Origin of the sequence: Pusillimonas caeni (genome assembly GCF_003545815.1) — a bacterium.
GTDB lineage: Bacteria > Pseudomonadota > Gammaproteobacteria > Burkholderiales > Burkholderiaceae_B > Pusillimonas > Pusillimonas caeni.
Genome location: NZ_PDUW01000004.1, coordinates 326,623 through 340,673 on the forward strand (window position 1 = coordinate 326,623; position 14,051 = coordinate 340,673).

General features: G+C 61.6%; 9 protein-coding genes and 2 tRNA genes. 4 read left to right on the forward strand and 7 right to left on the reverse strand.

Annotated features, from left to right (window positions below):
* Window positions 1–14: 14 nt before the first annotated feature.
* Both CSC67_RS11445 and CSC67_RS11450 read right to left on the reverse strand, forming a co-directional pair.
* Window positions 15–5,738, reverse strand: a complete 5,724-nt coding sequence (locus tag CSC67_RS11445; RefSeq protein ID WP_167752860.1) for a YadA-like family protein — start codon at window positions 5,736–5,738, stop codon at window positions 15–17.
* Between the two features lie 119 nt (window positions 5,739–5,857).
* Window positions 5,858–6,583, reverse strand: coding sequence for a response regulator transcription factor (locus CSC67_RS11450; protein ID WP_167752861.1), 726 nt, complete (start codon window positions 6,581–6,583; stop codon window positions 5,858–5,860).
* 356 nt (window positions 6,584–6,939) lie between these two features.
* On the opposite strand from CSC67_RS11450, the gene CSC67_RS11455 reads away from it, so the two are divergent.
* Window positions 6,940–7,029, forward strand: a tRNA-Ser gene (locus CSC67_RS11455).
* 38 nt (window positions 7,030–7,067) lie between these two features.
* Window positions 7,068–7,153: transfer RNA gene (locus CSC67_RS11460), tRNA-Leu, on the forward strand.
* A 167-nt stretch (window positions 7,154–7,320) separates the two neighbouring features.
* On the opposite strand, the gene CSC67_RS11465 is transcribed toward CSC67_RS11460, so the two are convergent.
* Entirely contained in the window at window positions 7,321–8,229 is a 909-nt protein-coding gene (locus CSC67_RS11465; RefSeq protein ID WP_118994646.1) for a hypothetical protein, read from the reverse strand.
* Window positions 8,230–8,567: 338 nt separating this feature from the next.
* On the opposite strand from CSC67_RS11465, the gene CSC67_RS11475 reads away from it, so the two are divergent.
* On the forward strand, window positions 8,568–8,945 hold the full coding sequence (locus CSC67_RS11475; RefSeq protein WP_118994648.1) for a hypothetical protein: 378 nt from the start codon (window positions 8,568–8,570) through the stop codon (window positions 8,943–8,945).
* 135 nt (window positions 8,946–9,080) lie between these two features.
* On the opposite strand, the gene pnp is transcribed toward CSC67_RS11475, so the two are convergent.
* Both pnp and rpsO read right to left on the reverse strand, forming a co-directional pair.
* The gene (pnp, locus tag CSC67_RS11480) at window positions 9,081–11,237 is read right to left on the reverse strand and encodes a polyribonucleotide nucleotidyltransferase (protein WP_118994649.1); all 2,157 of its coding nucleotides are present in this window, start codon (window positions 11,235–11,237) and stop codon (window positions 9,081–9,083) included.
* Between the two features lie 92 nt (window positions 11,238–11,329).
* The gene (gene rpsO, locus CSC67_RS11485; RefSeq protein WP_118994650.1) at window positions 11,330–11,599 is read right to left on the reverse strand and encodes a 30S ribosomal protein S15; all 270 of its coding nucleotides are present in this window, start codon (window positions 11,597–11,599) and stop codon (window positions 11,330–11,332) included.
* A 146-nt stretch (window positions 11,600–11,745) separates the two neighbouring features.
* Here rpsO and CSC67_RS11490 point away from each other — a divergent pair, with 146 nt between their 5' ends.
* Window positions 11,746–12,267: a hypothetical protein gene (locus tag CSC67_RS11490; RefSeq protein WP_245220203.1), complete on the forward strand. Its 522-nt coding sequence runs from the start codon at window positions 11,746–11,748 to the stop codon at window positions 12,265–12,267.
* Window positions 12,268–12,366: 99 nt separating this feature from the next.
* Here CSC67_RS11490 and pssA read toward each other — a convergent pair whose 3' ends face one another.
* Window positions 12,367–13,218, reverse strand: a complete 852-nt coding sequence (gene pssA / locus CSC67_RS11495; protein ID WP_118994652.1) for a CDP-diacylglycerol--serine O-phosphatidyltransferase — start codon at window positions 13,216–13,218, stop codon at window positions 12,367–12,369.
* A 73-nt stretch (window positions 13,219–13,291) separates the two neighbouring features.
* Window positions 13,292–13,972, reverse strand: coding sequence for a phosphatidylserine decarboxylase (locus tag CSC67_RS11500; protein WP_118994653.1), 681 nt, complete (start codon window positions 13,970–13,972; stop codon window positions 13,292–13,294).
* Window positions 13,973–14,051: the final 79 nt, after the last annotated feature.

The window sequence follows — 14,051 nt, forward strand, 5'->3', positions numbered from 1 at the left end:
GACTTCAGGGCTACCTACCACTGATAACCGATACCGACGGCTCCGCCGTAGTCGCCGCGCGACGTGGCATTGCCCGAAAGCTTGTAGATCCACTTGCCGTTATCGGTAATGCCCGAGAAGCCGATCGCCATGCCCGATTCGCCGTTCCAGGTGCCGCCCGCCATCGCCATCATGTTCTTGCCGGGCAAGTAGGCTTGCGGCAGCGCTGCGGTAGCCATGGCCGCCGCCACACCCGCGCTCAGCTTGTTGTCCAGGCGGCGCACGTCGTTGCGCAGGCTGTTGACCTGGCCCTGCAGATTGCCCGTGGCCTGCTGCAGCTGGCCCACGTTCACCGCATCGGTTTCGTTCACGCCCGCCGCCACATTGGTGATGGGCTTGCCCGACATATCGATGCCGTTCTCGTTGATGACAGGACCACCGTTGCTGATCTGGATTTCATCGGCCTGCACCTTCACCGCGGTGATGGAGTTGACCTTGATGTCCTGAGCCACGGATACCTTGATGTCCGCGCCCGCACCGTCGGACCGTTCGGTCTTCGAGATGACGATGTTGTCGCCTTCGACGAAGCCCACGGTGTTGCCGTTGTGGATGGGCGTGCCGCCCGAGCCGCCGCTGCCGCCGCCGGATCCACCGGAACCCGAGCCGCCCGAACCGCCCGAGCCATCGCCCGAGTTGTCAGGCGCGGGCGCCTCGACGTTCCAGTGCATGCTGTCGAGCACGTCCTTCAGCGAACCGTGCTGCGTGCCGTTGTAGGCGAACGTACCGTTTCCGTCGAGATCGATGAAGGACTCTATCGGCCTGAGCTGGCCATAGTTCACCGCATCCGTGTCGTTCACTCCGGCAGCAACGTTGACGATGCGCATGTTGCCCGCATTGATGCCGTCGATGGTGACGCTGGGACCGTTGTTGATCGTCAGGCCGGTGTTGCCCAGGTGCACGTCGCCGCCCACGTTGACGCCGCCGTTGTTGATTACGGTGTCGCCGGTCGTCAGGCTGCCGTCGGGACCAAGATCAACGTCCTTGTTCAGCGTGATTTCCACCACGCCGTCCTGGTCGTCGCCTGTCTGGGCCACGGTGATGTTGTCGTCGCCCTCGAACGTCACGAGTCCGTTCGGTCCGATATTGACATCGTTGCCCTCGGCGTCGGTCAGGTTCCAGCCGGCGTTGGCCGTTTCGCTGACGACCATGAGCTGGTCTTCCGTCGCCGCTTGGCCGCTGACGATCGGCCCATCGGGATTCCAGGTCTTGTTGGTCAGGCCGCCGATCGTGCCGGACTCGCCGTCGATCGTGACGGGGTTGCTGCCGCCGACCATGACTTGAGTGCTGCCGATGGTCGTCGTATTGCCGCCCGCATCGGCCACCGAGATGGTGCCGGCGCCCACCGTGGTCGAATCGCCCGCAGCGTTGCTCACCGTCGTACCGTCGGCCGCCAACGTGGTCGTGTCGCCTGCGCTGTTGGTCACGGTCGTACCGGCGACCGTGGTCGTCGTCGAGTTGCCGGCACCGTCATTCACCGCCAGGCCGTCGTTGTTGACCAGCGTATTGCCCGTCCTCAGGCTGCCGTCCGAACCCAGGTCAACGTCCTTGTTCAGGTTGAATTCCAGGTCGGTGCCGTTGCGGGTGATTTCGATGTTGCCGTCGGTGTTGCTGAAATCGACCACTCCATTAGGCCCCACCTTGTTGTCGGCCAGAGCGCCCTCGCCCCCCACCGACACGTTCCATCCAGCGTTGGCCGCCTGGCTGACGAGCATGAGCTGGTCTTCCGTCGCGGCCTGGCCGCTCACGATGGGCCCATCGGGGTTCCAGGTCTTGTTGGTCAAGCCGCCAATGGTGCCGGCGTCGCCGTCGATGGTGACCGGGTTGCCGCCGCCGACCACGATCCGATTGCCGCCGATAATGGTCGTGCTTCCGGCGCCGGCCACTTCGATCGTGCCTGCACCCACCTCCGTTCGGTTGCCTGCGCCGTCATCCACGGTCAGGCCGTCGGTGTCGAGCACCGAGTCGCCAGCCGTGACGCTGTCCACGTCCAGGTCGCGATTCAGGGCGATTTCGATCACGCCGTCCTGATCGGCACCCGTCTGCTCGACGGAGATGTTGCTGTCGCCCTGGAAGGTCACCAGGCCGTCGGGGCCGATGTTGACTTCGTTGCCGCCAGCGTCGGTCAGGTTCCAGCCCGCGTTGGCGACCGCCTCAACGGCCTCCAGCTGATCGAGGTTCACCGCATCGGTGCCGTCCTCGCCGGGGGCCAGGTTGGTGATGCGGTTGTCGTTCATGTTGATGCCGCCTTCATGAATCACCGGACCACCGTTGTTGATCGTGATGCTGCTCAGATCGGTCAGGTTTTGCGCCATCACCAGGTTCAACTGGTTGCCGTCGCTATCCACGCGCAGATTGGCGCCCGTGGAATCTGCGCCGGCAGCCAGCTCGCCCGAGATGGTCAGCGGCGTGTTGTCGCCCAAGGTCTTGGCGATGTCGGTTCCGGTGTTGCCCGCAAAGCTCAAGCCGTCGTTCTGGGTGGCGATTTCATAGCCGTTGTAGGTCACGTCGCCGGCATTGTTCACGACGAAGTTGTCGCCCAGGCGGGTTTCACCTCCAACCGTCAGGTTGTTGGTCGTGATGCTGTCGCCCTCGATGACGGTGTCGCCAACAGTGATGCTGTTGCCGACCTCGATGTCGTTAGCCAGGTTGAACGTCATGTTCGTACCGTCGCGGGTGACGACAATGTTGTCATCGGTATTGCCGAAGTCCACCGAACCGCCTGGGGCGACGTTGCCGGCGGCACCGCCGTCGGCGCTGATGTTCCAACCCTGGCCGACATAGCCCAGGGCGTCCTGCACGTTGTTGTAGGTATTGCCGTTCACCGTCAGGTTCGCAGTGACTTGGTGGGTGGTGGGGTTGTACGAAGAACCGCCGCCCAGCGCATCAGCCACGCTCTGGCCCGCGGTATCCAGATTATCGGCCAGGCGATCCAGCGCCACGTTGGTGCCGTACAGCTGGCTGCCGTTGATGGCGTCGGTGCTGGTGGCGCTTACGCGGCCGGCGGCGACGTTGGTGATGGTGCGCTCGGCGCCCGGAGCGCCCACGCTGACAGTCGCAATCGGGTTGGTGCCGGCGAAGTTGTACGTGTTCTTGTCGACCGTCATGCTGGAAGTACCGACCGCTGCCGCCGTGACGGCGCCGCTGCCCAGCGCGACCGCGCCAATATGCCCGGCCGTTGCGCCCTGGCCGAATGCGGATGCATTCGTCGCGGCGGCGCTTGCGCCCGTGCCGACAGCGATGGAGTCTGTGCCGGTAGCTTGTGCATTCGTGCCGCTGGCTTGCGCATTCGTGCCGCCGGCGGCGGCGCCAGTACCGCTCGCCTGCGCGTTGGCGGCGCTGGCAACGGCTCCATTACCGCTTGCCTGAGAATTTGTACCGCTGGCCCGAGACCCGGTGCCGAACGCCATAGCATCCACAGCAGTCGCCTGCGCATCCTGGCCCTGGGCCACTGCGCGAGCTTGCGTGGCGCGAGAGCCGCTGCCGATGGCAATGGAGTCCATGCCGCTGGCCCGGGCGTCCGTACCCTGAGCTTGAGAGCGGACGCCGCTGGCGCGAGAACCCGAACCGAAAGCCATGGCGTCCACCGCGGTCGCCTCGGCATTGTCGCCCTGAGCAATGCCCCTGGCGGCATTCACGAGAGAATCCCGGCCGATGACGATGCCTTCCTGCGCCGACGACACCGAGCCGGTACCGATGACGATCGAGTTCTGGACGTTGGTGCCGTCCTGGTCATCCACTTCCGAATCGGTACCGATGACGATGGAGTTCGCGCCGCGGCTGCGTGCGATGTTGCCAATAGCCACGCCGCTGTCGTCGCGCGCTTCCGTACGGTCATTACCGATAACCACCGACTTGGCACCCACCGCTTTAGCATCGTGACCCATGGCTACCGAAGAATCGCCCAAGGCTTCGACATCAGACCCGACGGCTGTTGAATTGGCGCCAGAAGTGCTGGCATCCGGCCCCAGGGCAATTGAGCGAATTCCGCCCGCGCCATCGTTATTTACGTTGTCGTACGGAGTGCCGCCATCGTTGATGGAAAGATATTTGGGCTTGGCCGCGGCAATTTGATCGCCCCAGTTATCGCCGATTTTGTCTGCCAAAAGGTCGTAGTCAACGGCTGCGCCAAAGTCATCGATGATCGTCCTCAATTGGCGGACGTTCACCGCATCAGTATCGTTTGCGCCATCTTCCACGTTGACGATACGCCGCGTAAATTCGTTGCCAGGCTCGCTGCTTCCCACGGAAACAGCACTTCCTGTAAAAGGATTATTGGTGAACGCACCGGCCCCGGAAACATCCGCCGCGACAGCCCGGGAACCCGAGCCCAGGGCGACAAAGCCACTGTCAGCCAGGGTATTACGGCCGATGCCAACACCCGAGCCCTGCGTACTCGCGCTAATGCCGATCGCCACGCCATTGATTCCGGCAGCGGAAGCGAAGGAACCCATTGCGACACCGTCGGTGCCCGCCCGGGCGCTTTCGCCGATAGCGATGACGCGGTCCACCGAACCGCCAGCCACATTTGCATTCCTGCCGATACTGATATTGGAATCACCATCCAGCCCGCTGCCCGCATTTTCCCCGAGGGCCACATTGTCGTTGCCCAAGGCGCCATTGCCGGCTGAACTTCCCATTGCCACGTTACGTTGGCCTTGGACGTTTTGACCGGCCTGGGCTCCGATGGCGATATTATTCTGCCAATCGTTTGCGGGGCGACCAACCGTGCCTACGCCAGCTTGTTCACCGATCGAGATATTGTTCTGGGCTGCCGCCACGGCGCCTGAGCCTACAGCAATGCCGACACCACCCGCTGCGCTCGCGCCGTCACCCACGGCAACCGCGCTACCTCCGGTGGCGGCGGCCTCGTCGCCAACGGCGACCGCACCTGTACTGGAAGCATTGGCCCCATAACCCACGGCGGTCGCACGGGTGCCGCCCGCACGTGTACCTGCGCCTAGCGCGGCGCTATTGACTCCGGTTGCCCGTGCGTCATCACCCGCAGCAAGGCCGCGGTTACCGCTGGCCACGCTGCGAGGGCCGATGGCAACCGACTCAGCGCCACTTGCCTGGGCATCCGCAGCGGTGGAATTGGCGCGGAAGTATTTGACGCCGGGGTTGGCGCCATCGACGCCCAATGCGCTCAGGCTGTTGTTGATTGCGGCAATATCGCCTTCGTTGCCGGTGATTCTTGTTTCATGATCAGCGATCGCAGTTTCGTTGTTGGTGATCCTGGTCTCATGACCCGAGATGGCTGTTTCGTTACTGCCGACCCGGCCTTGAAGCGTAGTGATGGCCGATTGCGCGCTGGTGACTTGTTGATTGGTCGCAAACAACTGCTGGCCTGTTACGACCTGCATGCTGGAGGCATTGAGCACCGCATTGGCGCCAACGGTAACCTGATCGGCCGACAGCGCCCCGCCTACCGTCAAACCGGTCAGGCCGGTAATGGTGCCACCGCCCTGGAAGTCGATGTTTCCGCCCGGCGTGGTGAATTCAATGGTGTTGCCTGGCTCATCAACTACAACGTCAGCCAGCGCGCTTCCCATGAAAAGCGCGCCCGCCGCGACCGCCGCCGCTAATCCACCCGCGGCACGAACACGGCTGGAAGACCGCTTGCCTCGTGCCTTTGAATTTTCCGAAACTGCAACGAAGGTTCCTGTCCTTTCGTTGTATATGCTTTTGTACGCTTTGTTCATCTTGCTCTCTCCGAAGGGGGCCTTTAACCCGAACGGACGCAAGTATGGGAGGGTCCAACGCGCGCTACTTTTGAAAAATAACTTGAAACCTTTGAAAAACTTCCAAACAAAGCTGAAACTTACAAACTTGTTTTTTCTTGACATTCTGCCCGCCGAACCTCGCGCCGGTATTGCGCGGGGCTCATCCCAACAATGCTTTTGAACGCCGTCGAGAAATTGGCGGGGCTCGAGTAACCCACGTCAAGCGCGATCTGAGCTATAGGAAGGCGTGTACGTACAAGCTCGGCTTTCGCTGCGTCTATTCTGTGCGCTCGTATGTAAGAGAAAGCGGTCAGGCCAAGATGGGAGATGAACGCTTTATTGATGTCTTTTTCACTTCGGCCCATATGCAACGATAAATCGCTCACGCTCGAAATATCCGCTATATGCTTTTTGATGTGCCATAGGGCATTTTGCATAAGCAGCCGGTCTTCCATAGGATAGATGCTGTTGAAGTCTACGCCCAAGTCAACGGGTTCATTCAACTTTGCACTGGTATTCCAATGCATCCGGGCCCGTATCGCCAACTCTCTGTCGACATATGAAATAGGCAGATAGTCGTTCGCCCCCGCTTCCAGTGCACGGACTCCGCTGTCGGATGCGCTTTCTTTGACGATGGCCAGAATCGTTATCGTCCGATACGCCTCTACCCGCCTTAGCGCGTCAATGGCTACGGCGATATCGATATCGTCGTCGGCATTGTCGATGATGATCAGGCGGGTAGTGCCTGATCGCCGCCGGCCCAGCAGCGACCCAACGTCGGAAAAGAACAAAAACTGCGAAGTGAGCGCATGCAGATTCAGCATGTATTGGGACAAGCGCTCGGGTACTCTGCTCAGAATGACAATTGATCCTTCTGACATACGCGAATCTACTCGACTGGAGTTGCTATATGAGAATCGCGAGCGAAATATGTAATTTCCGCGACTGAAATAGATGTATCAATATTGTGGGGCTAGCCTGAGTTTTTCCCCCTTTCAAGCATTGCTTTATTGTCAAATTTTGACACTTATAGAAACGTGTCAGGACGCAATCGCCTGGCAGTGCACGGGAAAGCCCAACGCGATTATTCGTAACCGCGTTCGGGATGTGGAACCCGCCGTTAACGCACGTCCGCAAATGACAAGCACCCGCGGCATGCGTTACACTGCCATGCTTTGCTGGAAGCGTGCCAGAGTGGTTGAATGGACCGGTCTTGAAAACCGGCGACGGGGCAACCCGTCCGTGAGTTCGAATCTCACCGCTTCCGCCATCCCACAGCAGTTACAAAGCCCCAAGTCACCAAACAATGCGTCCATGGCGGAATTGGTAGACGCAAGAGACTTAAAATCTCTCGATCATTGATCGTGCCGGTTCGATTCCGGCTGGACGCACCAATAAAATCAAGCAGTTAGGGCCAAATCCATTCACACAAAGCTAGCGTAGCGTGTTCCGCGTCCATATCTTCACGCACGTTATTGCGCCTACGCTGAATGCCGCTACGGACAGCAAAAAGGGCTGCCTGATATCGGCAGCCCCAAAACCGTAGACCTGTACATCGGCTTTACAGGTCTCGGGCCCTACCCCCTATGGTGGCGGCAAAGCTGGCTACAAATGCGCCCAGCAGTAACGAGGCAAACGCCCAAAGGGCAAATGCGGCGGCGGCTTTGCGCGCGGCGTCCGCGGCCTCTCGAGCCTTGGTCTCGAGCTCGTCGGCGGCTTGTTTCGCTTGCGCAGTGATTCGATCCAGACGCTCTTGCGCTTCGGCTTCGCTGACGCCGGCGCGCTGAGCGATCACTCGGGTCAAGTAGGTCTTGTCTTCTTCTGAAATTTCGCCTTGGGCGACGCTTCTGCCCAGAATCACGGACACCTCACGCTTCACGTCACCCTGGGGGCTGGACAAGTCGACCTCGTTCGGCCGCAACAAGGCATCGGCAAAGTAGTCCAGCGACCATCCACCTTCATCGCTGCCGGCGCTTTCGCCGCCATTGGATGCGCCTGCGGCCAGCGCGGTAGTGCCTGTCTCGGCCATCGATGCGCCCGCCCGCGCGGTGCCCGAGATGACGGACGCCGCGGTGGAGCCCAGCAAGGCGAGGGCTACGACGAAGCTCAGCGCCCAGACCAGAAAGCCATGGGCGGTGTCCCTGAAGTAGATCTCGTCCCCGCGGGCGTCGGCCCATTTGGTCCTGAGCCTGCCGGCTACGTATCCGGCCACGGCGTAAGAGATGATCTGGCTGATGAAGAGCCATATTATGGTTCCGACGGCCAGAGTGGTTCCGGAAGCGCCATCGTTTTTCCAGGGCGAGACGGCTAGAAATCCCAGTCCGGTACCGCCGGTGATAAGCATTGCGCTCAAGGCCGCCGCAATCACGGCGCCGGCGATGACGGCCCCCCATGACACGGCCGAGTGGGTGGATTCCATAGAAACATAAGGGTTCGGGCCATACCCCGGAGCGGATTCGGTTCTTTGCATGACATATCCTTTATTGATTGATCGGACTTCAAGAACTCAGTGCCAAAACAAAGCCAGCAGAATGATGATCGGAATGGGTACACCCAGCAGCCATAAAAGAATCGATCGCATAATTGCTCCTTGAAAATTCGGTGGGCAAACTGCCTGTTCAAGAGGTGTCAGGAAAACGGGTATAGAAACGGCCCCGCCATAGCGGTTCGTGATCGCATAGCAAAAACCTTGCCCACGCTCGGACGCGGGCGTATGGGACAGGCCCGGGCACGTTACCTGCTGCTTGTCTGCTGCTGCCTTGAATCGCCACCCGGCGCTACGTCGGCACAGCATCTCAGGAGAGCACCATGAAACATTTCATCGCCCTTTCGCTGTGTACGCTGGCACTGGCCTGGGCGTTGCCGGGCCATGCACAGACCAGCCCCGCTCCCGAGGCCGGCAAGGCTGGACAGGGCAGCGCCGCCGACACCGGGGTCACGGGCAATGACGGCACAGCGCCCCAATCCACAGGTGCGGACAGCCGCTCGGACCGGACCAAGACCTCTGAAAGCGAAGAGACCAAGCCCAAGAGCGGAGAAGTCGGAGACAAGACCGACTACAGCGGAAACGAAGGCACGGACATCGAAAGCACCGGCACGGGAACCGGCCACGGCACGGCCACCAAGGACGCCGACTCCGCCAAGCAGACGCAGGACTCCAGCAACTCGGGCTCCTCGGGCGGCTGATACGGCAAACAGCCTTTGATAGGCGCATGAAAAAAGCGCCCGCGAATTCAATTCGCGGGCGCTTTGAATGCGATCCGTAAAACGCGGAATCGCAGGCGCGGCGGCCATGGAGGCCGGCGCGCCGGGCAGCGAAGCTTACTCGGCTGCGGTCTCGGACGCAGCGACAGGCCCCTGGGGTCCGCCTTGCGCCTCGATGCCGCCGATGGCTTTCATGGACAGGCGCAGACGGCCCTTGTCGTCGGCTTCGATGACCTTGATGCGCACGACCTGCCCCACCTTCAACACATCGTTGATGTTGTTGATGCGATAGTTGGCGATCTCGGAAATGTGCAGCAGGCCGTCGCGTCCGGGCAGTACCTGGACGATGGCGCCGAAATCCAGCAGGCGCAGCACGGGACCTTCGTACTCTTGGCCGACTTCGACGTCCGCCGTGAGTTCCTTGATGCGGCGCTCGGCTTCGCGGGCCTTGTCCAGGTCGGCGCTGGCGATGGTGATAACGCCGTCGTCGCCGATGTCGATCTGGGTGCCGGTCTCTTCGGTGAGGGCACGGATGGTGGCGCCGCCCTTGCCGATGACGTCGCGGATCTTCTCGGGGTTGATCTTGACGGTGAGCATGCGCGGAGCGAACTCGGACAGTTCGGTGCGCGAGCTTTCAAGGGCTTCGCGCATCTTGCCCAGGATATGCATGCGGCCTTCGCGGGCCTGGGCCAGCGCAACCTGCATGATTTCCTTGGTGATGCCCTGGATCTTGATGTCCATCTGCAGCGCGGTGACGCCCTGCTCGGTGCCGGCCACCTTGAAGTCCATGTCGCCCAGGTGGTCTTCGTCACCCAGGATGTCGGTGAGAACGGCGAATTTGCCGCCGTCTTTGATGAGGCCCATGGCCACGCCGGCGACGTGATTCTTGATGGGCACGCCGGCGTCCATCATGGCCAGCGAACCGCCGCACACGGAAGCCATCGACGAGGAGCCGTTGGACTCGGTGATTTCGGACACTACGCGGATGGTGTACTGGAAGTCTTGCGGCTCGGGCAGCAAGGCGATCAGTGCGCGCTTGGCCAGGCGGCCATGGCCGATCTCGCGGCGTTTGGGCACGCCGAAGCGCCCTGTCTCGCCGGTGGAGAACGGAGGAAAGTTATAGTGCAGCATGAAGCGGTCGCGCGACTCGCCCATGATGGAGTCGATGATCTGCTCGTCTTGCTTGGTGCCCAGGGTGGCGACCACCAGAGCCTGGGTTTCGCCACGGGTGAACAGCACGCTGCCGTGCGCGCGCGGCAGCACGCCCAGGCGGATGCTGATGGGACGCACCGTGCGGGTGTCGCGGCCGTCGATGCGGGGCTCGCCGCTGAGGATCTGGTTGCGCACCAGTTGCGACTCGAGATCAAACAGGATGTTTTCGACCTCGACGTTGTCAGGGGCCTCTTCGCCGCGCGCCGCGGCATGTTCGAGCATCTTGGCCTTGACGTCGGCATAGACCTGGCGCAGTTGAGCCGTGCGCTGCTGTTTCTGGCGCACGCTGTAGGCGGCCTGCAGGCCTTCCAGCGCGGCGGCTTTTACAGCGGTGATCAGGGCTTCGTTCTTGGGCGCGGGCTGCCAATCCCATTCCGGCTTGCCGGCTTCGGCAACCAGCTCGTGGATGGCGTTGATGGCGGCCTGCATTTGCTCGTGGCCGAACACCACGGCGCCCAGCATCACGTCTTCGGAAAGCTCATGCGCTTCGGATTCGACCATCAGCACGGCGGCTTCGGTACCGGCCACCACCAGGTTGAGCTGGGACTCGGCAAGCTGGCCGGCGGTGGGGTTCAGTACATAGCCACCGTTCAGGTAGCCGACCCGGGCGGCGCCGATGGGGCCGTTGAAAGGAATGCCCGAAATAGCCAGCGCGGCCGATGCGCCGATCATGGCGGCGATGTCGGGATCGATTTCCGGGTCGACCGATACAGTATGGACGATGACCTGCACGTCGTTGTAGAAGCCCTCGGGAAACAAGGGGCGCAGCGGACGGTCGATCAGGCGGGAGGTGAGGATTTCTTTCTCGGACGGCCTGCCTTCACGCTTGAAGAAGCCGCCGGGGATGCGGCCGGCCGCATAGGTTTTTTCAACGTAGTCGACGGTGAGGGGGAAGAAATCCTGGCCCTGCTTGGCCTGCTTTGCCGCAACCACAGTCGCCAGAACTACAGTGTCTCCGATCGAAGCCAGCACGGCGCCGGACGCCTGGCGCGCGATTTCGCCGGTTTCGAGAACCACCGTATGCTGACCATACTGAAACGTTTTGGTCACTTTATTAAACATTACGGAATATCCTTACAATAAAAAAACCGTGCACACGGCGACGAAGGTCGCAATGTGCACGGTCGTACATAGTGGGGAGCTCGCCCCGGGTATCACTTACGCAGACCGAGCTTTTCGATCAGAGCGCGATATGCGTCGGGGTTGCGGCCCTTGAGGTAATCGAGCAGTTTGCGGCGACGGCTGACCATGCGCAGCAGCCCGCGGCGCGAATGGTGATCTTTCATGTGGGCTTTGAAGTGATCGGTCAGTTCGTTGATGCGTGCCGTAAGCAGAGCCACTTGCACTTCGGGGGAACCGGTATCGCCTTGCGCGCGTTGAAATTGCGCGACGATGTCGGATTTTTTGATGTCAGCAACAGACATTTTTAGCCTCGTTAACATGCGTCAGGGCCGAGGTGCCCGGACGTGATGGATTGACAATATACATTTGCATCGAAAGAGTCACACCATGCTCTTTGGGCATGAGGTAATCTTAAGACTCTGGCATTATAACGGATTTGGTGCACGTCATGATTTCCTTCCGCTTGCGCCGCGCCTGCCTGGCCGCACTCCTTCCTCTTGTCCTGCTCGGCGGCTGCGCCACCTTCAAAAGCGTGCCGCCCGGTACGCCTCTTGCGCAGGTCGAAAGCGAGTTCGGGAGTCCCAACTATTCCTGCCCCTTGCCCGACGGCGGCCAACGCGTCATCTGGAGCGGCCAGCCCTTCGGCCAGTTCGCCTGGGGAACCAATGTGGATCCCACAGGGCGGGTCGGCGAAATCGCCCAGCTTCTCACCGACCAGCATTTCCAGGTGTTGCGCGAAGGCACATGGACGCCGGAACAAGTGCTTTGCGAGTTCGGCCCCCCGGCCGAAAAAAGCGGGGTCGGCCTGCCCTCTTCCATCCAGATCGTCTGGAGCTACCGCTACCAGCAAAGCGGCGTGTGGAATTCGCTGATGCACGTGTATTTCGGTACGGACGGCGAGCGGGTCACCCGCTTCCACCCCGGCCCCGATCCCATGTACGACCGCGACCGCTTCATGCCCTTCTTCTAGTTCGTTTTGCTTCGCGCGCTCGATTTTCAAAGCGGGGGTGGTTGCGGTCCGCACACCGCCCCCGCTAAAAACTCAAAGAGCGCTTTGCTTCAAAACGTTCTAGGTTCCGGGCCGCCGCGGTTCGTCCTCGTCGCGGGGCGTGGCGATGGTGTGCGGAGCCGGCGGCTCGGGAAACGGCGTCGCCTCGGGAGCGCCCTCCTGGCGCATGCGGCTAAGCTGCCGGGCACGGCGCCAGCGCCACAGCATGATGCCCCAGCCCGACAGCCCATAGATGACGAACAGGCCGAACAGCATCAAGGGCGGATCGCTGGAAACGAATACGAACACCGCCACCAGCACCAGCATCACCCAGAACGGCACGCTGTGCCCCAGCGCGAACGACTTGCCGCTGTAAAAAGGCGTGTTGGACACCATGGCGATGCCCGCGTACACCGTGATGATGAAGGCGCACCACGCGATCGTGGCCGAGCCCAGCTGCAGGCGGTTGTCGATGGCGACCCAGATGAAGCCCGCCAGCAGCGCCGCCGCGGCCGGACTGGGCAGCCCCTGGAAAAAGCGCTTGTCGACCACGGCGATGTTGGTGTTGAAGCGGGCCAGCCGCAGCGCGGCGCCCACCACGTAGATGAAAGCGGCCAGCCAGCCCCAGCGCCCCAGGCCCTGCAAGCTCCACTGATACATGACCAGGGCCGGCGCAATGCCGAAAGACGTCATGTCGGACAGCGAATCGTACTGTTCGCCGAATGCCGACTGGGTGTTGGTAAGGCGGGCCACCCGGCCGTCCATGCCGTCGAAGATCATGGCCACGAAGATGGCGATGGCCGCGATCTCGAACCGGCCGTTGATGGCCTGGACGACCGCGTAGAAGCCCGCGAAGAGATTGGCTGTGGTAAAGACATTGGGCAGCAGGTAGATGCTGCGCCGCCGCCTGTTTTCATCCGAAAAATTGGGCATATTGTCTTTCCTTCGGGCTGGATGACGAAGGACCCGCATCCTTCGTACATGGCCATTTAGAGGGCAACGCGGCTCAAGCGTCCGTGGCGCTCACAGCCGCCGCTGCCGGCAACTCAGCAAGAACCGTGCTGGTGGCGCTGACCTTGTCGCCGATCGCCACGCGCGGCCGCGAGCCGATGGGCAGATACACGTCCACGCGCGAGCCGAAACGGATGAAGCCGTAGCGCTGGCCATGGTGAAGCGAGTCTCCCGCCTTGGCATAGCAAAGAATGCGCTTGGCCACCAGGCCGGCCACCTGCACGGCGGTCACGATGTGGCCCTGTGTGGTGCGCAGCACCATGGCATTGCGCTCGTTCTCGAGCGACGCCTTGTCCAGGGCGGCGTTGAAGAACTTGCCCGCGAAATAATCGGTGGACAGCACTTCGCCATCGACCGGCGAGCGGTTCGAATGCACGTTGAAGACGTTCATGAACACACTGATCTTGAGCGCGTCGCGGTTGCCGTGGTAAGGGTCCTGGGTTTCTTGCACGACCACGATGCGGCCGTCGGCCGGGCTGAGCACATTGAGTTCGCCGTCGGGCGCCACGCGCGGCGGATCGCGGAAGAACTGCAGCACGAACACCGACAGCAGCCAGAACGGCACGCTGGCCCAGCCGGACCAGATCGTGACGGCGATCGATATGACGACGATGCCGGCCAGAAACGGCCAGCCTTCGCGGGCAATGATGGGATGAGGATAGGAAGGTTTATTCATCGTATTAAAGGATAACTGAAAACGCCCGGCAGATGGTTGTCCGCCGCCATACTGCAACCGCGGCCCGGCGGCTCGGCGC